The following is a 19,824-nucleotide window of genomic DNA, read 5'->3' as shown; positions in this document are numbered from 1 at the left end:
ATTTTTTTCACCTACATTCTTTCTGGCACATTTATACCCAATAAACTAAACGCATTTTTAATGGTGTTAGCCACAAGGTTTGAAAGCTGCACTCTAAATACTTTTTCAGTCTCGTTATCGGCACCAAGAATAGATACATTTTGGTAGAATGAATTAAACTCCTTAACCAAATCGTAAGTATAATTCGCTATTAACGCAGGACTGTGGTTATCGGCTGCATTTTGAACAACTTCTGGAAATAATTGTATTTGCTTGATGAGTTCCTTTTCTTTTGGATGTAATTCAGTAAAACCTTCAACGGCAGTAGCATCATCTAAATTAGCCTTTCGTAAAATAGATTGAATTCTCGCGTAAGTATATTGAATAAAAGGCCCTGTGTTTCCTTGAAAATCGATAGACTCTTTAGGATCGAATAAAATACGTTTTTTAGGATCGACCTTTAAGATGTAATATTTTAAAGCCCCTAAACCAATCGTTTTATACAATTCTTTTTTCTCAGCTTCAGAGTAACCATCAAGTTTTCCTAATTCTTCTGAGATCTCTTCGGCAGTTGTTGCCATATCTACAATTAAATCGTCGGCATCAACTACAGTTCCTTCGCGACTTTTCATTTTTCCGCTAGGTAAATCAACCATACCGTAACTTAAATGATATAAGTTTTCGGCCCAATCGAATCCTAATTTCTTCAGAATTAAAAATAATACTTGAAAATGATAATCTTGCTCGTTACCAACGGTGTAAACCATACCACCAACATCTGGATAATCTTTTACACGTTGTATGGCAGTACCAATATCTTGTGTCATGTAAACGGCTGTTCCATCGGCACGCTGTACAATTTTTTCATCTAAACCATCTTCGGTTAAATCGCACCACACCGAGCCATCTTCTTTTTTATAAAACACACCCGATTTTAAACCTTCTGCAACAAATTCTTTTCCTAATAAATAGGTATTACTTTCATAGTATAAGTTGTCGAAATCGACGCCTAAATTTTTGTAAGTTTCGTTAAATCCGTCGTAAACCCAACCATTCATGGTTTCCCAAAGCGCAACAACTTCTTTATCGCCTGCTTCCCATTTACGAAGCATCTCTTGAGCTTCCAATAATAATGGCGCATTCGCTTTAGCTTCCTTTTCGGTAGATCCAGATTTTATTAAATCTTCAATTTCCTTTTTATATTCTTGGTCGAACTTAACGTAATAGTTACCTACTAGCTTATCGCCTTTTAAACGCGTACTTTCTGGTGTTTCGTTATTACCAAATCGTTTCCAAGCCAACATACTTTTACAAATATGTATACCGCGGTCGTTTATAATTTGCGTTTTATAAACCTTATTTCCTGCTGCTTTTAAAATTTCGGCAACACTATAACCTAATAAGTTGTTACGAATATGCCCTAAATGCAGTGGTTTATTGGTATTAGGCGACGAATACTCTACCATTACAGCCTTTTTATTGGCTTCAGGCTTTGCAAAACCAAAATCAGTTTCAGCTTTTATAGTATTAAAAAAGTCTACATAATAAGAATCGTTAATTTCAATATTTAAAAAGCCTTTAACCACATTAAACGCTTTTACATTTTCGGCATTTTCGACTAAATAATTTCCAATAGTCTCACCAATTTGCACTGGGTTACCTTTAACAAAACGTAACATTGGGAAAACCACCACCGTAATATCTCCAGCAAACTCTTTTCTGGTGGCCTGAAATTCTACCGTTTCTAAATCAACATTAAACTGATTTTTAACCGCTTGTTTTACGTAATTCGATAAAGTATTATGAAGACTCATTACATTGCTTTTTAAGCATGCAAATATATGAAGTTTTTGTGGTTTTTAATGAAGTGAAATTACAACAAATATTATCTTAAATAAAAAGTACAAAGCCTGTTTTGTTTGTAAGATTTTTTCTGCAAATTAACAGCTATTAATAATTCTATACTGATTTTCAATTATTTTTAAAAATATCACTGATTTGTAGGTTTTTAAATACCCAACTAAAAACTACGTTTCATCGATGCTTTTCGTCTAATTTATTAGCGTTAAAACGTAGAAATTAGAAATAGAAACTGCAATTTTCATTTTTTTGCTATGTAATGCTATTATTAAATCCACGACAAGTGGTAAACTATTAACCAAGTATAATTTACACGTTTCGCATTAGTTTTGTCCCTCAAACTTTAACACCTTAAACTATTGTGCGTAAGCTGTAATGGAACAATTTATGAGGATAAAATTTTTAATTTTTTTATGCTTAATCACCTTTATAGGATTCGCTCAATCTAAAGAAGACGATATTGATACGCTTGCCATTGAGTTAGCGTTTCAAGAACAAGACTCTCTTAAAGTTGAAACTTCGTTAAAGCTAATAAAATCGTTGTATGATAACGGATCGTACGACAGGGCATTGCAATATGTTATTGAAAGCGAAAAACTATCGAATGCATTAAACTACAAAGATGCCCAAGCAAAAATAACCTACTACAAATCACTTATTTACGACAAAAAAGGAGATTACATTAACGCCATAAGCGGTTTCTCGAAAAGTAAAGATTTATTTAAAGCCCTTAACGACACTATTAATATTGCCAAAGTTAACAACAGCATTGGGCTACTCGAAGTAAAAAAGGGTAATTATAAAAAAGGGTTGCAACACACTTTAGTTGCCGTAAAGCATCTAGAAAACACAACGCTTTACGGCGAGTTAAATAGTGCCTATACTAATTTAGCTAATACCTATAATTATTTAAGCGAAACCGACAAAGCCATAAGTTATTACACGAAGGCCTTAGATGTTCAAAAACTATTAAACAACACCACAGATGAAGTTACTACAAACTTTAAACTAGCCGAACTTTATGCTCTAAAAAAAGAATACCGAAAAGCCATAGAGGTGTATGAAAACATGCTTAATTCGGATAGTTTAAGTCGTGAAGACCGTGCGCACCTTTACCCTAAACTTGGTGGTGAATATTTAAAATTCAACGATTTTGAAAACGCATCAAAATACTTAATAAAAGGTTACAACTTAAATATAAAGGCAAAAAACCAAGAAGATTTTTTAATTGTTCTAAATCATTTAAGTGAATTAAACATTAATAAAAAACGTTTAGTAATCGCCGAAAAACAGTTACAAAAATCGGGCGCATTAGCTAAAAGGCTTAACAACAACAAAGAGCTACTTAGGCATTATATGCTTATGAAAAATTTAGACTCGATTAAAAAACGTTTTGATAGAGCCTACATTTGGCAGCAAAAATATTACGAATTAAATACGGCAATTTTAAAACAACAAAACAAATTATCTACCCAAATTGCAACGTCTACAATTAACGACAATAGCTTATCTAGTTTTGATAGTTTACTTAACGAAGCCGAACCTAAACCCGTTGTTAAACCCATAGAAAACAATTACACTAACAACGATAACTACGACAAATTAAAACTTCTATTCTATGGTGTTTTAGCGGCACTCGCTGTGGTATCTACCTTTTTAATTTTTATGTATTTGAAACGTAACAACTCTTTAAAATACACCCAAGAATTAGAAGAAAAAAACGTTAAAATAGAATTACAAAACCAAGCCTTTTTAGAACAAACCAAACACCTTGAAAGCGTTAATAATGTTAAGGACAAACTATTCTCGATTGTTTCGCACGATTTAAAAGATTCGCTTTCTTCTATTACAGGATTTATTGAATTACTTCGTGACGGATCGTTATCGCGTGAAGAATTTGAAAACCTAATACCAGAACTTAGTGAAAATGCAAGTAATGCTTCTTTACTATTGTTTAATTTATTGAATTGGTCGAAATCGCAAATGCAATCATTAGAACCTAAACCAACGCTTTTTGATGTACAAGAAGTATTTGAAGAAAAGGTAAATATTATTGAAAACAGGCTAGAAAGTAAAGGCATAAATATTACCGACCACTCTTTAAGGGATTTTGCTTATGCCGACAGAAGCATGATTGAAATAGTGGTACAAAACCTACTCGCTAACGCCTTAAAATTTAGCAAAAAAGGGGATACCATTACCGTTTCAAACCATATTAGTAACGGCACTTGTATTATTAGTGTTGCCGATACAGGTGTTGGTATTTCGAAAGAAAATATGGAAAAGCTATTTAAAAACAACTCATTTACAACCATAGGAACCAACAACGAAAAAGGAACCGGTTTAGGCCTATCGATTTGTAAAGAATTGGTAGAACTTAATAATGGTAAAATTTGGGTTGAAAGTACGCTAGGTGTTGGTAGTACTTTTTACGTACAATTACCTAAAACCCGCCCTACAAAAGACTAATTAGCGCTTTTTGGTAAGAACACTTCGGCCATCATACAACGCGCACTTCCACCACCGCAAGTCTCAATAGTTGTTAAACTACTCGATAAAATTTTACAATGCTTCTCAATAGTTTTTATTTGGATAGGTGTTAATGCTTTATGGGCCGATTCGCTCATTACTAAATAACGTTCGTTATTAGCCCCTGTTACCTGCAACATATTGCCTGCAAATTGTGCTACTTGAGCCTCTGTAAGATCAATAATTTCTTTTTGGTCTTCCTTTAAACTTTTAATAATGGCTTTGCGCTCCTTTTTATCATCTATACAACCTAAACAAATTACAGCAAACGTTTCGGCTAAACACATCATAACATTGGTATGATAAATAGGTTTACGTTTCCCATTAACACTTTGATAGGCCGTAAAAATTATTGGCAAAAACTCGAAATCTTCACAAAACTCAATAAACAAATCTTCGTCTGCCCTCGCCGACAAAGCACAGTAAGCCTTTTGGTTAGCTCTATCTAAAATAACACTACCTGTACCTTCAAGAAAAATATGCTCATCTTCGGCACTAGTGTAATCAATAATATTGTTTATTAAAAAACCTTCGGCTTCTAAGGTCTCTAAAATGTCTTCGCGACGCTCTAATCTGCGATTTTCTGCAAACATTGGATACAAACCAACATCGCCATTTGCATGGAACGACACCCAGTTATTAGGAAAAATAGAATCGGGAGTATCGGTTTCAGCCCTATCGTTAACCACAACAACATGCACTCCAACACCTCTTAACTTTTGAACAAAAGCATCAAACTCTTGCTGTGCTTGTGCATTTATCGCACTATTTTCTTTTGAAATAGCATCTTGAAAATAATTATTTACCGCTGTTTGTTCGTTCATCCTAAAATTAACCGGACGAATCATTAAAATTGCATTTGTGGTTTGTTGCATATCTAATTGTTAGGACGCAAAAATAAGGCTAATTTAAATACTATGTTAATTCTTTTTTTTAAGAAAAATTTAATACTACTTGTCGCTTTTTTCCTATATCTTTAAGCAACCAAAACTTCAAAACCTCCACAGTTAAGTTTCAAAATCTATGCAAAAACTACCTACAATAATAAAACTAGCTAAATGCAACATTTTAAAACCATTGCAGAATATTGCAAAGCTATTAACATATCACCTCCTAAACAACCTTATTTCGACATAAGAAGCTTTGAGGAAAATATGTCAACTGTTGTTGCTAAAATGCCCGCTTTTAAACACGAATTCTATTCGGTAGCAATAAAAGTAGAGGGCTCAGGCATAGCCATATCTGGACATTTTAATAATTTTCCCGAAGGGGCTACTGTTTTTTTCAACATTCCTTTTCAAGTACTATCTTGGGATATACTTTTAGATTGGAAGGGTTATTATCTTATGTTTTCAAAAGAATTCATCAGTCAATCAAAACATTTAATAAATATTTTAGATGACTTTCCTTTTTTAAAAATAAGTAATTCTGAACCCTTTAAAGTAAAGGTTAATGAAGTCTCTAAAATTCTTAAAATTTATGAAGACATCTATGAAGAGCACCAAAACCTAACTAACGATTCGTCCAGAATTATTGAAGCGCAAGTATTGCTTTTACTGAATGTAGTTAAACGTTATTTTTTGGATAGCAAGGCATATGCCAATGCCGAAGCTTCTTTTAGAAAAGCAGATATTAATCTATTATCAAGATATCAATCTTTAATCGAATCGAGCTTTAAAAAAAATGATACTTACAACAAAAACTCGCACTCACCAAGCTATTACGCTAATAAGCTTGCAGTTCACCCTAACCACTTAAATGCCACCATAAAACGAATAACTGGATATACTGCGAAAGACCAAATAAACAAGCATATTATAAGGTTAGCAAAATCCAGATTAATTCAAACAAAACATAGCATAAAAGAAATTGCTTTCGATTTACATTTTAATTCACCCAATAATTTTAGTAGTTTTTTTAAAAAACAAACAGGATTTACACCCAATAATTTTAGAAAATCTAGCAATCTTTAATTTTTATACTTTTTTATTTGATTTTGGAATTTTTACAAAGGAATAATATTGCAACTTAGTACCAACATTAAATTTAGAAATTAACCGCTAGTTTTTAGAAATAGTAGTTTACCCCTAACTATTTAAATATTACAAACAATAAAAGATACAAAATTTCACATAATACATGATATAAATTAACTACTCACCTGCTTAACCTATTAACCATGAAATTAGAACCAACAGAAACTAAAATCTCAATTATTAAATCCTTTTTTAATGCCCTCGAAAACAAAAACAGCAAAGAATTAGTAGAGCTTTTTAGTAATAACGCCAAATTTACGAGACCTCAAAATTCATTAGAATTCCCCTACTGTATAACAGGAAAAGAACATATTAAAAATTACTGGAATAGCACCTTTAAAAACTATGGCTTTTCAAATTTTACAATTGAAGAGGTAAACCGAAATGCAGCATCCGATACAGTTATGGTTAAATATATTGTTGATATGATTTTTAAAACAGATGCAACAGTAAATAAAACTTTAACCTTTGCAAGTTTTGTTTTTAATAAAAATGGAAAAATTGAAAAATATGTAGAAATTTTTTATCCCTTGGTAAAAACAGCCATCTAAAATTTAACGAAAAATTTCATATTACTTCTTTCTATCAATTACATAACTTACCATAAGTTTAAGTGAGTTTTTGTATTCCGACTCTGGATAATTTTCTAATAACTGAAGGGCTTCATTTTGAAAAGCCTTCATCTTATCTATGGCATAATCTAACCCACCGTGAGCTTTAACATAAGCTATAACTTCTTTAACTCGTTTGGTATCTTTATTATGATTTTTAACCGAATTAATTAACCACTGCTTTTCTTTTTTTGGCGCCTGATTTAGGACATAAATTAACGGCAAAGTCATTTTTTGTTCCTTAATATCAATGCCCGTTGGTTTCCCTATTTGTGTTTCGCCATAATCGAACAAATCATCTTTAATTTGAAAGGCCATACCTATAAGTTCTCCAAATTTGCGCATGTTTTCAATATGACGTGAGTTTGGCTTAACAGAAGCCGCCCCAAGACTACAACATGCCGCTATTAAAGTAGCTGTTTTTTGCCTAATAATTTCATAATAAACGGTTTCGGTAATATCTAAACTTCTAGCTTTTTCTATTTGTAGCAATTCACCTTCACTCATTTCGCGTACAGCAATCGAGATAATTTTAAGCAAATCGAAATCGTTATTATCTATTGAAAGTAACAAGCCTTTTGATAGTAAAAAATCACCAATTAAAACGGCAATTTTATTTTTCCAAAGGGCATTAACCGAGAAAAATCCGCGACGACGGTTACTATCGTCCACCACATCGTCATGCACTAAAGTTGCCGTATGGATAAGTTCTATTACCGAAGCACCTCGGTACGTGCGCTCACTTATCTCTCCATCGGAAACCATCTTGGCTACCAAAAACACGAACATAGGTCGCATTTGTTTTCCTTTGCGGTTTACAATATAATGGGTAATTCTGTTTAGTAAAGCCACTTTACTCGACATGGAAAGTTTAAACTTTTTCTCGAAAAGTTCCATTTCGAAAGCTATGGGCTGTTTTATTTGTTCTACTATTTTCAAACTCGAAATTAAGTGGTATCAAATATAAATTAATAATTTAACTATAAAAATAGTCCCGCTAGTGCGGGAATGACAAAGTTTATAAATTGCGGCTTTACAACAAAACCTTTTAACTTTTATTAGCAAGTTGCCCGCAAGCGGCATCAATATCTTTACCTCGGCTACGCCTAACTGTAACCGTGATGTGATTTTTTTCTAACACATCAACATACATATCTATTGCTGATGATTGCGCTTGTTGAAATTCGCCATCGTCAATTGGGTTATATTCAATGATATTTACTTTACTTGGTGCAAACTTGCAGAATTCTACCAAAGCATCGGCATCTTTTCGTTTATCGTTTATGCCTTTCCATACCACGTACTCATAGGTTATTCTGTTTTTTGTTTTTGCATACCAATACTGCAACGCCTCTCTTAGGCTTGCTAACGGAAATGTAGCATTAAATGGCATGATGGAAGTTCTTACCTCATCGATAGCTGAGTGTAGAGAAACAGCAAGCTTGAATTTAACCTCGTCGTCCGCCATTTTTTTAATCATTTTAGGAACACCAGAAGTTGAAACAACAATTCGCTTTGGCGACATACCCAAGCCATCATCGGAAGTAATTTTATCGATGGCCTTTATAACGTTGTTATAATTCATTAAAGGCTCTCCCATACCCATAAACACAATATTACTTAACGGACGGTTATGATACAAACGACTTTCGTTATCGATAGCCACAACTTGATCGTAAATTTCGTCTGGATTTAGGTTTCGCATGCGTTTAAGGCGTGCTGTAGCACAGAATTTACAGTCTAAACTACAACCTACTTGACTTGACACACATGCCGTAGTTCGGGTTGGTGTTGGTATTAAAACCGACTCCACAATTAAACCATCGTGCAAGCGAACGGCGTTCTTTATAGTGCCATCGCTACTGCGCTGCATACTATCGACTTTTATATGATTGATAACAAAGTTATCTTCTAGCATTTGTCTGGTTTCTTTTGATATGTTGGTCATATCATCGAAACTGTAAGCCGCTTTTTGCCAAAGCCATTCGTAAACTTGATTACCACGAAACGCTTTATCGCCTTGAGACACAAAAAAGTCGCGAAGTTGCGCTTTTGTTAATGCTCGAATATCTTTTTTATCTGTTGCCATAAGTGATGCAAAAATAATGAATAACTATGGTTTTTTAATTTTTAACCTAATTATAAATTGAAGTTAGCCTGTGCATTAGCGATTGAGGCATTGCGGAGCTCTCCCAATTACTAAAAACTGGGAAGCGACTGCCGAAAGCGCGACCGCGCCTTAGCGTGGGAATGCCCAAATAAAGCCAATAAAAAAGCCTTGAATGAACAAGGCTTAATATGTTTTATAGAATTAACATGGCGTCGCCATAACTGTAAAACTTGTATTTTTCTTTTACTGCTTCTTCGTAAGCGCGTTTTACAAAATCGTGACCTGCGAATGCAGAAACCATCATTAACAACGTTGATTTTGGCGTGTGAAAATTGGTTACCATACAGTTAGCAATACTAAAATCGTATGGTGGAAAGATGAATTTGTTGGTCCAACCTTCCATTTCGTTTAGCATACCACTTGACGATACCGAACTTTCTACGGCACGCATTACTGTAGTACCAACGGCACAAACGCGACGTTTCTCGGCAATACCTCTGTTCACAACATCTACGGCTGCTTTATCGATAGAAATTTCTTCGCTATCCATTTTATGTTTCGATAAATCTTCAACCTCCACTGGGTTAAAAGTACCTAAACCTACGTGTAACGTTACCTCGGCAAAGTTTACTCCTTTAATTTCTAAACGCTTTAATAAGTGTTTTGAGAAGTGTAAACCAGCAGTTGGAGCTGCTACGGCACCTTCTTTTTTAGCATAAATGGTTTGGTAACGATCTTCGTCGTCTGGCTCTACATCGCGCTTAATGTATTTAGGTAGCGGTGTTTCGCCTAATTCGTTAAGTTTTAAACGGAATTCTCTGTAAGACCCGTCGTATAAGAAACGTAGTGTACGACCACGTGATGTTGTATTATCGATAACCTCGGCAACTAAAGTATCGTCGTCGCCGAAATATAATTTATTACCAATACGGATTTTACGAGCAGGATCGACCAACACATCCCAAAGACGTTGTTCTTCGTTTAACTCGCGAAGTAAAAACACCTCGATTCTTGCTCCAGTTTTTTCTTTGTTACCGTATAATCTCGCAGGAAAAACTTTGGTGTTGTTTAGAATTAAAACATCATCTTCGTTAAAATAATCGATTAAATCTTTAAACATTTTATGCTCAATGGTTTGCTCTTTTCTGTTTAAAACCATTAAACGCGATTCGTCTCTGTTTTCTGCAGGATATTCCGCAAGTAATTCGTTTGGTAAATCGAAACCAAAGTTTGATAATTTCATGTGCTCGTTTTTAATTCGTTTAGTACTTCCTATTGCTTCCTTAAAAAAGTAATATTTACATACTCTGTTTTAATAGCAAAGTTGCAAATATACAATCTGAGCATAGGGGTTGTCAAGTAAAAGCGGAAATTTATTCTGATATTTTAAAACCCAGCACTTTTAAATCGTCCCAAAATGTTGGATATGATTTTGAAACTACCATAGCATCTTCAATAACCACAGGCGCTTTTAGAGCTATTGGTGCAAAGGCCATAGCCATACGATGATCGTTATATGTTGCAATAGAAACAAACTCGTTAATTTTAGTTGATGGCGCCAAATGCAATGATTTATCTGTAATCTCGACCTCACCACCTAATTTTTCTATTTCGGTTTTTAAAGCTACTAATCTATCGGTTTCTTTAATTTTTAAGGTATGAAGGCCCGTTAAATCGCAGGCAATACCCAACGCAAAACAGCTTACGGCAATGGTTTGCGCAATGTCTGGTGCATTTTTTAAATCTAAAGTTAAAGTTTCTAAAGCTTTTTCTTCTTTTGTTAAAGTTAAACTATTACCGTTAAAGGTTGCTGAAACTCCAAAATGCTTATAAATATCGATTAAAGCAGAATCGCCTTGTAACGAATTTTCTTTGTAAGATGATATGGTTACTTGCGTGCCTACCTCGCTTAATGCCACAATACTGAAGTAGTAGGATGCCGAAGACCAATCGGATTCTACAACAAGGTTATTTACTGTTGGCTCGTTTTTGTTTGGTTTTACGGTAATGACTTGTCCTTCGAAAACGGTTTCTACACCTATTTGGTTTAACAAACTTAAGGTCATGTTAATGTAAGGAATAGAGGTTATTTCGCCGTCTAAAGTTAATTCCAAGCCATTCTCTAGCTTTGATGCAATAAGTAACAATGCCGAAATATATTGACTACTTACATTTGCTTTTAAAGTTACTTTACTTTTAGTAAGTTTTTTACCTTTTAGCTTTATTGGCGGAAAGCCTTCGTTTTCTTCGTAACTGATTTCTGCTCCTAAATCTTGCAATGCTTCAACCAAAATTTTAATTGGGCGCTCTTTCATTCGTTTTGAACCTGTTAGTACCGTTTCGCGTCCTTCTTGCACCGAAAAATAAGCTGTTAAAAATCGCATTGCGGTTCCTGCATGATGAATATCCACAACCTCTGCATCGGTGTTTAATGCATTTGTCATTAAATTACTATCATCGGAATTTGAGATATTATCAAGCTTTAAACTTGGATATAAGGCTTGTAAAAGTAATAATCGGTTTGATTCACTTTTAGAACCTGTGATTTGAACATTTGATTTTTTGGCTATTTTAGATTTTTGAAGCGTAATTTGCATGGTCTTATTTAACTTAAAAGCAGCAAATTTACTCGATAATACAGAGTAATACTAAGTAATTTGGCTTTTTTTAAATACTTAACAGAATTTTTAAAAATGTTAGAAAATATGGCAACGGTTTTCTATCCTTAAACCTATTTAGTTGCTGAGATGCTTCGACTGCGCTCAGCATGACATTGACGCTATTCGATTTAATTTTCAGAAGTTTTGAAGATGAGAAATCATACTATGAGATGCTGAAACTAGTTCAGCATGACACTATTATTTTTTATAGACCTTATTTATCAAGTTTTGCTCTTAGTAAGTAAACGAGATACTCAAAACCAAAACAATTTAAATTACCCAACCAACTTGTGAACCTGAACTTGTTTCAGGTTCATAAAATAAAAGTAACTAAAAAAACAAGGCTAACTTAATGATGCTGAAACACATTCAGCATGACATCTAACTAAAATTTATCGTCAAAATTTGCCGTCTGCCCTATTTAAGCTTTTCGTTGTTATGATGGCGATCGTGGTCGCGTTTTCCTTTTTTATACATGCGCTTATCGAAAGCGGCTTGTAAGTCTACACCTGTTTGATTTGCTAAACATAAGGTTACAAAAAGCACATCGGCAAGTTCTTCGCCTAAATCTTTATCTTTATCACTTTCTTTTTCGCTTTGTTCACCATAACGACGGGCTATAATTCTGGCTACTTCCCCTACTTCTTCGGTAAGTTGCGCCATATTGGTTAACTCATTAAAGTAGCGCACACCGTGCTCTTTAATCCAATCGTCTACGTCTTTTTGGGCATTTTTTATATTCATTTTTAGGCTTTAGTTAATACAACTTGCTCTTCTTCTTTAATTACTATTTGATTAAAAAATTCTTTCAAAAATAAATATTTATCAGGACCTATCATAGCTCTATTAATTTCTAAGGAAGCAACCAACTGCATCATATTACCATTAACAACTACTTTAAATTTAAAATAACCTAAATCGTCTGGAATTTTAAGATAAATTGGAGCTGGTACAGACTCAGCAACGTAACCTTCTGGCAATTTTATGGTGATATTATACTTGTCTTGAAATGGAAACCCAAAATCGATAGGAAATTCTCTTTTTTCTAATTTAAAAGGGTTCTCTTTTTGCTTTAAAAACAATATTGGATTAACGTACAATTTATCACCAACACTACTTGCGATACTTTCATGTTTAAAATCGAAGGTTTCCATAACGTAACCTTCTGTTGTATCGGTATTTTTGGCTTCGTAATTAGAAATTTCTATATTATCAAGTTTTTCTTCCTTTTTTGCAACAAACGCATCAACATCTTCATTTTTAAAACGCTTTCTAAATAACAATGCATTATGGTTTGTGTATCTCGAACGAATTTTACCTTCAAACGCACCATCTTCGGATAAGGTTCCGCTTAACATATTTAATTCTTCGGCAATTGGCGGTTTACTAATATCTATACTTTTCCACACCATATTATTATTATCAATATAAATACCTTTCCAGTTATAATCCTTAATTGGTAAAATATTAATATCACTAAACTCACTTGTGGCATCTAGAAAATATGATTTACCATTAATTTCGGCATAGGCAATAACATAGTTTAACCTATCTATTGTTGGAAAAAACGGAATAATATTATCCTTAGTACTAATTACCACTGGATTTGCCTTAATACCAGCATATCGTAACATAGCAACCAAAGTTAAATTAACGTCGGCAGCATTTCCTTTTCCTTCTTGCAAAGCCTTTTTTATACCTTGATAAAAGTATTTGCCGTCCATATTATTCCATTTAATATGGTCTTTAACATAATTAAATACCGCCTTCATTTTATCTTCAAGCGTTGTAGTATTTTTTAAGACATAGTCTAGTCTATCATCAAACGATCGGGTTTTATCCAATTGTGTTTCGTAATCGTTAGTATTACCAATAGTTTTAGCTACATCGGCCCAAGATGTTGAGTAAGTTTTATGCACTACACCCGGAATTATAATGGACTTTAACTCGAATACAACGCCTGCTCGATAATTATCAATATTATCTACAAAACGTTCTTCTTTTAAAGCAGGGACATGTACCAGGTTATATTCCTTAACACGCGTTTCGTTATATGATTTACCAGGTTTACCGTAAAAAGAAATAAATCCTTTTATTGTTTCTTTAAAATTTAGACCATCTGGTGTGCTAATTGAAGCTTCTACTTTTTTAATCGGGATGTCGTATTGGAACACAAACTCATCGATATTCCATATAAATGGCGAGGTTATTTTATACTTATATTCTACAACACATCCTTCTTTAATATTGGGCATAGAGAATTTAACTTCGTCGTAACTGTAATTTACTTCGGTTCTAAAAATTTGTTTTTTATCTAAGCTTGTTTTTTCAATTTCCCCATCAATAAGATTGTAGGTATATGCCTTTAAACCACTTATATCTTCTTTAGTGTTTCTACTTTTGTATAAATCGATTAATTGGGTTGCATAATCAAAACCATCTTTATTATAAATTTTAATTCGCTCATGAATTTCGGTTACCAAAGCTGAACCTGAGGCATTAAACGAAAAATACGTGCTCTGTTTTTTATATAATACAACTGCATTAGCCGATGGATCTTGCAAATACTTTTCTTCTTGTAATTCTTCTTTTGAAACTTTGCCAAATTTAAAATCTTGAGCAAAGGCCATTTGTGCTATTAAAATAGCAATTAAATACAGGTTTCTCATTATGTAAGTATGATTGGTTGGTTAACTTGATTTTTTTAGCACAATTTTAGAATTATCGCTTTTGGCTACTTGTTTTCTAAAATCGCGATACTTATCGTAATCTGTTTTTGGGTATTTACCACTTTTTATTAAAAGTTTACGGTGGTAGTATATTTTTTCATTTTCAAATTTTACTGAAACTTCATAAACACCATACTTATTATTTATGGTTAAGTTTTTTGGTAAGGCTTCAATTTTATAGCCTTCGGGAATTTCAAAAACAAAATTATCTTCGTCTACATATCCACGTTGTATTTCTAAAGGTAATTTCCTGTTTTGGTAACGCTTAGGCACAAAAGTATTTTTATTAAAGGCGTTTAAGGTCATAAACAACCTATCTCCAGTAAGTTTGGCGTAATTTCTAGAAGCTAAATTCAAATCTTCCTCAAACTCTACTTTAGTTTTATTATTATTAAATTTATACTGAAGAATTTCAAGACCGTTTACATAATCCCAACGCTCTTTATAAAATTCTTTTACATCTTTATCTGATTGTCTTTCTAACTGAAATCTGTTATCGTATTGCGTACCATGAGTGGTTCGTTTTAAAACAGAACTCATACTACCATCATTTAAAATTTTTATATCGGCTTCTGTAAATTGAGCGTTTATAGAATCGGGGTAAATAGTAGTTTTAACCACCTCACTAGCATTAGGCTTTACCATAAGCACATTGCGATTATCGGTAAAATCGCCTATAAAATTAAACGGATGTACTTGACTGGTACAATCTACCCAAATTAAATCGTCGTTCTCTTTTGGGATAGCTAGAATAATATGATTTCCTTGAGCTAAAGAAGCAAAATCGGTTTCAAAATCTACAATATCTCTACCAGCTTCAACAATACTATAATACGATGTTACGCCAGCAATATTTAAAAGGGCTTTAGTATAATTGGTTAATCCTTTACAATCGCCATATTTAAGTTGATCAACCTCCAATGCCGTTATGGGCTGCATACCACCTATACCAACTTGTACACTAATGTAGCGGGTATTACTTTGCACAAATTTGAAAACCTTTTGTGCCTTCTCAATAGGATCTGTAATACCTCTTGTGATTTCTAAAATATGCTGTTTGGTTTCTAAAGTGACTTCATCTCTACCTTTTAACAGGGCATTATTTACCCAATCGCCATATTCTAACCAATTTTTAGCCTTACCTCGAATACCATAAAACTGAAAATCTTCAACTGCCACTAAAACTTGAGGTGTAAAATTCTCGAACGACGGACTTAAATCTTCAGGCTTTAATGCCTTTGTATCGGTTATAGTATAATTTAAGCTATTAGCATTGGTTTGGGTTTCAATTTTAAACCCATCTAAATTTTTCTCTTTAAAACGAAGACCTAAATTGGCATTATCAATTAAGGAGTACTCACACTTTTGAATGCCTAAATAATAATCGCTTATTGGACTCCATGAAGATAAACCCGCTGTGTTTGATGTTTCTACCTCTAAATCGAACTCAACGGTATAAGGATATGATGTGGGCTTATACCCCATAAATAGCACGCGCGAATCGGTGTATATTGAAAACCCATCAACGGCGCTATGATCTATAAAGTCTTTTTTCTTAAACTTTTTAATTTCAGAACCGTAGTTGTTGTAAATTACAGCTTCTATTTTTTTTATTTTCCGATATTTATCATACCAAGAACCCGCTTGAATTAGTCGGTCGCCACTTTCATTTAAAACGGTTATAATCCGCTTTTCGGTAATGGTTACATCATCAACAGCGTTAATTGCAATATTAAATTTTTCGTAACGCAAAACAGCGTTAGCGTTTTTTGTAAGATGATCGGGAAGGGTGAAGCTTGTATATAAATTTTCTTGAGAGAACGAAAAGGATACTACTAAAATTAGTAGATACCAAACGCGTTTAAGTTTAATCATAAATAATAGTTATGTCTTCTAAATATTTTATTTCTTTTGTTTAAGAAAAATTAATTGAGAGAAAACCGCTATTAATATTATGGTTAATTAAAATTCTTAATTCTGTTGAGGAATTTAAATAAAGTAATTTAATACTTGTTGATTTTTTCGACAAACGGTTAACTATTCTCTATTTTTTGAATCGATAATAATAGTTACGGGTCCGTCGTTAAGTATGTCAACTTTCATATCGGCTCCAAATTGTCCTGTTTGGATAGCTTTACCCAAATCGGTTGACAATTGTTGTATAAAGGTTTCGTATAAAGGAATGGCTACATCGGGTTTTGCGGCCTTAATATAACTTGGCCGATTTCCTTTTTTTGTTGATGCATGCAAGGTAAACTGACTCACTACAATCGCGTCGCCATTGATATCTTTAATCGATTTGTTCATCACATCATTTTCATCACCAAAAATACGGAGGTTTACAATTTTGTTTGTTAACCATTTTATATCGTCGGTTGTATCATCGTTTACAATGCCCAATAAAACAAGTAATCCATTAGCAATATTAGCTACTTTTTCACCTTCAATAGTAACGCTAGCTTTGGTTACACGCTGTATTACAATTTTCATATATTTTAAATACTCAAAACATTTTTTTTAATTCCAAACTCCAAAAACAAAATAACAACTGCATACTGAGACCGCTTACTGAATACTGAGACTGCCTACTACCTACCGCTTTCTCAATACTAATTTCTAAATACTGAATACTAAAATCTAAAAATCAATCCCAGTTATCCGTTCGGTAATGCTCTTCTTCTCCTTCAATTATTTGCAAATAACTTCGGTAACGCGAAAAGGCAATTTCACCATCATCTAAAGCTTGTTTTACAGCACATTTTGGTTCCTTAACATGAATACAATTATTAAACTTACAGTGTTGTTTAAGCTCAAAAATTTCAGGAAAATAATCGCCCACCTCTTCTTTATCCATATCAACCACGCCAAACCCTTTAATACCTGGTGTATCAATTATTTGCGCTCCAAAACTTAAATCGAACATTTCGGCAAATGTTGTAGTATGCTGCCCTTGCTGATGCTGACTAGAAATTTCTTTAGTTTTTAAATTAAGCGAAGGCTCTATGGCATTTACAATTGTAGATTTACCAACACCAGAATGTCCTGCAAACATACTCACGTTATCTTGCATTAATGCTTTTACCTTATCGATATTTTTCCCTGTTTTGGCAGAAACTCCAATACATTGGTAACCAATTTCTCGGTATATATGAGCTAAATAACGAACCTCATCGAGCGTGTCTTTATCGTAAGCATCAATTTTATTAAACAGAAGAATGGTTTTAATAGAATACGCTTCGGCCGTGACTAAAAACCTATCGATAAAACTGGTTAATGTTGGCGGATTATTGATAGTAATCATTAAAAAAACCAAGTCTAAATTTGAAGCTATAACATGAGTTTGCTTCGATAGATTAACAGACTTACGAACAATAAAGTTTTTACGATCATGAATCTTATTAATAACGCCTGTTTCCTGGTTATTACTGGTTTCTAGCTCAAAATCTACCATATCGCCAACAGCAATTGGATTAGTACTTTTTATACCTTTTATACGAAATTTACCTTTTATACGGCATTCGTAGCTTTCACCTAACTCGGTTTTAACGGTGTACCAACTTCCGGTAGATTTATAAACTATTCCTGTCATTAATTACATTTATGTTACAAAATAACAACTTTTAAACTTAATAAAAGATTTATATTAGCTCACTATTAACAAATCAATCAATAAACATGAAAAAAATTTTAATTGCTTTAAGCTTTTCTTTGTTTGCTTTTCTTGAATTCAATGCCCAAGTAGAATACAAAGTTATAACAAGTGTTGAATCTATTGTTCCTAGTGGCATGGGACGCTCTAGGTTAATTTCAGCAAATGCAGAAAGAGATTATGAAGATTTCACCTCGGAACAAACCGAAGAAGATAACACCAGAAATAAATCGAAGCGAGGCGACATTAGGGTAAAAGATTTTGAAGAAACAAAACTTTTAAATTTTTACAACATTGCTGGTATTCGTTTTCAGAACATTGTATCTAACGATGCCATTATTAGTTCTAAAATAAATACTATGACGGAAGAAGGCTGGGAACTAGCCTTTGTTACTAGTGCTGTTGAAAGTGATAGTGGAAAAGATGATGGTCAAGGTATTTTTATTACCAGATACATCTTTAAAAGACCCAAAAAATAAAAAATAAAAGCCTCGTATTACGAGGCTTTTATTTTTATAAATTATCCGTTAATTATCTTTTCTTGATGATTAATTGATTCTTGGTGAATCGCTTTAAACATTTTTAAGATAAATTCTTCACTTAAACCATGTTGCTCACCTTCAAGAACCATTTTACCTAAAATTTCATTCCAACGTTTCGATTGTAATACGGCTACGTTTTTCTTCTTTTTTAAGGCTCCAATAGCATCGGCAGCAGCCATACGCTTACCAATTTGCTCGATAATTTGGTTATCGATAACATCAATTTGAGTTCTTAAATTGTTTAATGCATTATTGTATTCTGCTTCTTCATCGCTTTCTTTACGGATTTTTAAATCTTTCATAATTTGAACCAATGTTGAAGGCGTTACTTGTTGTGCCGCATCACTCCACGCATTGTCTGGATCGTAGTGTGTTTCAATCATTAATCCATCAAAATTTAAATCTAACGCCGTTTGCGATACATCAAAAATCATATCGCGCTTACCAGTAATATGCGACGGATCGTTAATTAATGGAATATCTGGGAATTTATTTTGAAATTCGATTGCCAATTGCCATTCTGGAATGTTACGGTATTTTGTTTTTTGGTAAGTTGAAAATCCACGGTGAATCGCTCCAATATTTTTCACTCCCGATTTGTAAATACGCTCAATACCTCCTAACCATAACGATAAATCTGGGTTTACAGGGTTTTTAATAAGCACAGGCTTATCGGTACCATTTAAAGCATCTGCAATTTCTTGCATGATGAATGGCGAAACGGTAGAACGTGCCCCAATCCAAAGTAAATCGATATCATGCTCTAAAGCTAATTTTACGTGTGCTGCATTGGCAACTTCGGTACAAACTTTCATACCAGTTTCTGCCTTTACTTTTTGCAACCATTTTAAACCTAAAGCACCAACACCTTCAAAGTTTCCAGGACGTGTTCTTGGTTTCCAAATACCGGCTCTAAAATAGCTAACATCAGTATCTTTTAGCTCGTGAGCTATTTTTAATACTTGCTCTTCGGTTTCTGCACTACAAGGTCCAGCAATTACTAACGGATGATCTAGTTTTAAATCATCTAACCATGTTCTCATTTCTTTTGTGTTTTCCATAGTGTTTAAAATTTCAAAAAATAAAATTCCAATATTTCATTAATTAGTCTTGGTAATT

Annotated in this window: 16 protein-coding genes; 4 read left to right on the top strand and 12 right to left on the bottom strand. The window is 33.4% G+C overall.

All coding sequences use genetic code 11. The features are described 5' to 3' along the window. Nucleotides 1-11: 11 nt before the first annotated feature. Complete coding sequence (argS, locus tag PK35_RS10160; RefSeq protein ID WP_044626607.1) at nucleotides 12-1,793, bottom strand: arginine--tRNA ligase; 1,782 nt, start codon at nucleotides 1,791-1,793, stop codon at nucleotides 12-14. 433 nt (nucleotides 1,794-2,226) lie between these two features. Between argS and PK35_RS10155 the strand changes: the two genes are divergently transcribed. Continuing rightward, the gene (locus tag PK35_RS10155) at nucleotides 2,227-4,308 is read left to right on the top strand and encodes a tetratricopeptide repeat-containing sensor histidine kinase (protein WP_044626678.1); all 2,082 of its coding nucleotides are present in this window, start codon (nucleotides 2,227-2,229) and stop codon (nucleotides 4,306-4,308) included. On the opposite strand, the gene ctlX is transcribed toward PK35_RS10155, so the two are convergent. Then, entirely contained in the window at nucleotides 4,305-5,243 is a 939-nt protein-coding gene (ctlX, locus tag PK35_RS10150) for a citrulline utilization hydrolase CtlX (protein WP_044626606.1), read from the bottom strand. The two genes, PK35_RS10155 and ctlX, sit on opposite strands and share 4 nt — an antisense overlap. Nucleotides 5,244-5,426: 183 nt before the next feature. On the opposite strand from ctlX, the gene PK35_RS10145 reads away from it, so the two are divergent. Together PK35_RS10145 and PK35_RS10140 are read left to right on the top strand one after the other, a co-directional pair. Further along, nucleotides 5,427-6,341 carry an AraC family transcriptional regulator gene (locus PK35_RS10145; protein WP_044626605.1) on the top strand — a complete coding sequence of 305 codons (915 nt, stop codon included), beginning with the start codon at nucleotides 5,427-5,429 and terminating at the stop codon, nucleotides 6,339-6,341. Nucleotides 6,342-6,547: 206 nt separating this feature from the next. Continuing rightward, nucleotides 6,548-6,955 (top strand): nuclear transport factor 2 family protein, encoded by a 408-nt coding sequence (locus PK35_RS10140; protein WP_044626604.1) that lies wholly within the window; start codon nucleotides 6,548-6,550, stop codon nucleotides 6,953-6,955. Nucleotides 6,956-6,976: 21 nt separating this feature from the next. On the opposite strand, the gene PK35_RS10135 is transcribed toward PK35_RS10140, so the two are convergent. From PK35_RS10135 to rsgA, 9 genes are all read right to left on the bottom strand, one after another. After that, complete coding sequence (locus PK35_RS10135) at nucleotides 6,977-7,954, bottom strand: polyprenyl synthetase family protein (protein WP_044626603.1); 978 nt, start codon at nucleotides 7,952-7,954, stop codon at nucleotides 6,977-6,979. 109 nt (nucleotides 7,955-8,063) lie between these two features. Beyond that, nucleotides 8,064-9,104 (bottom strand): dual-specificity RNA methyltransferase RlmN, encoded by a 1,041-nt coding sequence (gene rlmN, locus PK35_RS10130; RefSeq protein WP_044626602.1) that lies wholly within the window; start codon nucleotides 9,102-9,104, stop codon nucleotides 8,064-8,066. 214 nt (nucleotides 9,105-9,318) lie between these two features. After that, entirely contained in the window at nucleotides 9,319-10,368 is a 1,050-nt protein-coding gene (queA, locus tag PK35_RS10125; RefSeq protein WP_044626601.1) for a tRNA preQ1(34) S-adenosylmethionine ribosyltransferase-isomerase QueA, read from the bottom strand. A 130-nt stretch (nucleotides 10,369-10,498) separates the two neighbouring features. Next, nucleotides 10,499-11,722, bottom strand: a complete 1,224-nt coding sequence (locus PK35_RS10120; protein WP_044626600.1) for a 3-phosphoshikimate 1-carboxyvinyltransferase — start codon at nucleotides 11,720-11,722, stop codon at nucleotides 10,499-10,501. A gap of 480 nt (nucleotides 11,723-12,202) precedes the next feature. Beyond that, nucleotides 12,203-12,529: a nucleotide pyrophosphohydrolase gene (locus PK35_RS10115; protein ID WP_044626599.1), complete on the bottom strand. Its 327-nt coding sequence runs from the start codon at nucleotides 12,527-12,529 to the stop codon at nucleotides 12,203-12,205. 2 nt (nucleotides 12,530-12,531) lie between these two features. Next, nucleotides 12,532-14,454, bottom strand: coding sequence for a transglutaminase family protein (locus PK35_RS10110; protein WP_044626598.1), 1,923 nt, complete (start codon nucleotides 14,452-14,454; stop codon nucleotides 12,532-12,534). A 21-nt stretch (nucleotides 14,455-14,475) separates the two neighbouring features. Further along, complete coding sequence (locus PK35_RS10105) at nucleotides 14,476-16,389, bottom strand: DUF3857 domain-containing protein (protein WP_044626597.1); 1,914 nt, start codon at nucleotides 16,387-16,389, stop codon at nucleotides 14,476-14,478. Nucleotides 16,390-16,551: 162 nt separating this feature from the next. Beyond that, entirely contained in the window at nucleotides 16,552-17,004 is a 453-nt protein-coding gene (dtd, locus tag PK35_RS10100) for a D-aminoacyl-tRNA deacylase (RefSeq protein WP_044626596.1), read from the bottom strand. Between the two features lie 154 nt (nucleotides 17,005-17,158). Beyond that, the gene (rsgA, locus tag PK35_RS10095; RefSeq protein WP_044626595.1) at nucleotides 17,159-18,103 is read right to left on the bottom strand and encodes a ribosome small subunit-dependent GTPase A; all 945 of its coding nucleotides are present in this window, start codon (nucleotides 18,101-18,103) and stop codon (nucleotides 17,159-17,161) included. A gap of 86 nt (nucleotides 18,104-18,189) precedes the next feature. On the opposite strand from rsgA, the gene PK35_RS10090 reads away from it, so the two are divergent. Next, nucleotides 18,190-18,642 carry a hypothetical protein gene (locus PK35_RS10090; protein ID WP_044626594.1) on the top strand — a complete coding sequence of 151 codons (453 nt, stop codon included), beginning with the start codon at nucleotides 18,190-18,192 and terminating at the stop codon, nucleotides 18,640-18,642. Nucleotides 18,643-18,683: 41 nt separating this feature from the next. On the opposite strand, the gene PK35_RS10085 is transcribed toward PK35_RS10090, so the two are convergent. Beyond that, nucleotides 18,684-19,766 (bottom strand): bifunctional 3-deoxy-7-phosphoheptulonate synthase/chorismate mutase type II, encoded by a 1,083-nt coding sequence (locus PK35_RS10085; RefSeq protein ID WP_044626593.1) that lies wholly within the window; start codon nucleotides 19,764-19,766, stop codon nucleotides 18,684-18,686. Between the last annotated feature and the right edge of the window lie 58 nt (nucleotides 19,767-19,824).

The organism is Neotamlana nanhaiensis, assembly GCF_000943555.1.
Taxonomy (GTDB): Bacteria; Bacteroidota; Bacteroidia; order Flavobacteriales; family Flavobacteriaceae; genus Neotamlana; species Neotamlana nanhaiensis.
The sequence above is the reverse complement of the archived record's forward strand: the minus strand, read 5'-3'. Positions and strand labels throughout refer to the sequence as shown.

Bases quoted from the DNA above. Each gene is read 5' to 3' on its own strand.
- argS (WP_044626607.1), bottom strand. From the start codon at position 1,793: ATGAGTCTTCATAATACTTTATCGAATTACGTAAAACAAGCGGTTAAA.
- PK35_RS10155 (WP_044626678.1), top strand. From the start codon at position 2,227: ATGAGGATAAAATTTTTAATTTTTTTATGCTTAATCACCTTTATAGGA.
- ctlX (WP_044626606.1), bottom strand. From the start codon at position 5,243: ATGCAACAAACCACAAATGCAATTTTAATGATTCGTCCGGTTAATTTT.
- PK35_RS10145 (WP_044626605.1), top strand. From the start codon at position 5,427: ATGCAACATTTTAAAACCATTGCAGAATATTGCAAAGCTATTAACATA.
- PK35_RS10140 (WP_044626604.1), top strand. From the start codon at position 6,548: ATGAAATTAGAACCAACAGAAACTAAAATCTCAATTATTAAATCCTTT.
- rlmN (WP_044626602.1), bottom strand. From the start codon at position 9,104: ATGGCAACAGATAAAAAAGATATTCGAGCATTAACAAAAGCGCAACTT.
- queA (WP_044626601.1), bottom strand. From the start codon at position 10,368: ATGAAATTATCAAACTTTGGTTTCGATTTACCAAACGAATTACTTGCG.
- PK35_RS10120 (WP_044626600.1), bottom strand. From the start codon at position 11,722: ATGCAAATTACGCTTCAAAAATCTAAAATAGCCAAAAAATCAAATGTT.
- PK35_RS10115 (WP_044626599.1), bottom strand. From the start codon at position 12,529: ATGAATATAAAAAATGCCCAAAAAGACGTAGACGATTGGATTAAAGAG.
- PK35_RS10110 (WP_044626598.1), bottom strand. From the start codon at position 14,454: ATGAGAAACCTGTATTTAATTGCTATTTTAATAGCACAAATGGCCTTT.
- PK35_RS10105 (WP_044626597.1), bottom strand. From the start codon at position 16,389: ATGATTAAACTTAAACGCGTTTGGTATCTACTAATTTTAGTAGTATCC.
- dtd (WP_044626596.1), bottom strand. From the start codon at position 17,004: ATGAAAATTGTAATACAGCGTGTAACCAAAGCTAGCGTTACTATTGAA.
- rsgA (WP_044626595.1), bottom strand. From the start codon at position 18,103: ATGACAGGAATAGTTTATAAATCTACCGGAAGTTGGTACACCGTTAAA.
- PK35_RS10090 (WP_044626594.1), top strand. From the start codon at position 18,190: ATGAAAAAAATTTTAATTGCTTTAAGCTTTTCTTTGTTTGCTTTTCTT.
- PK35_RS10085 (WP_044626593.1), bottom strand. From the start codon at position 19,766: ATGGAAAACACAAAAGAAATGAGAACATGGTTAGATGATTTAAAACTA.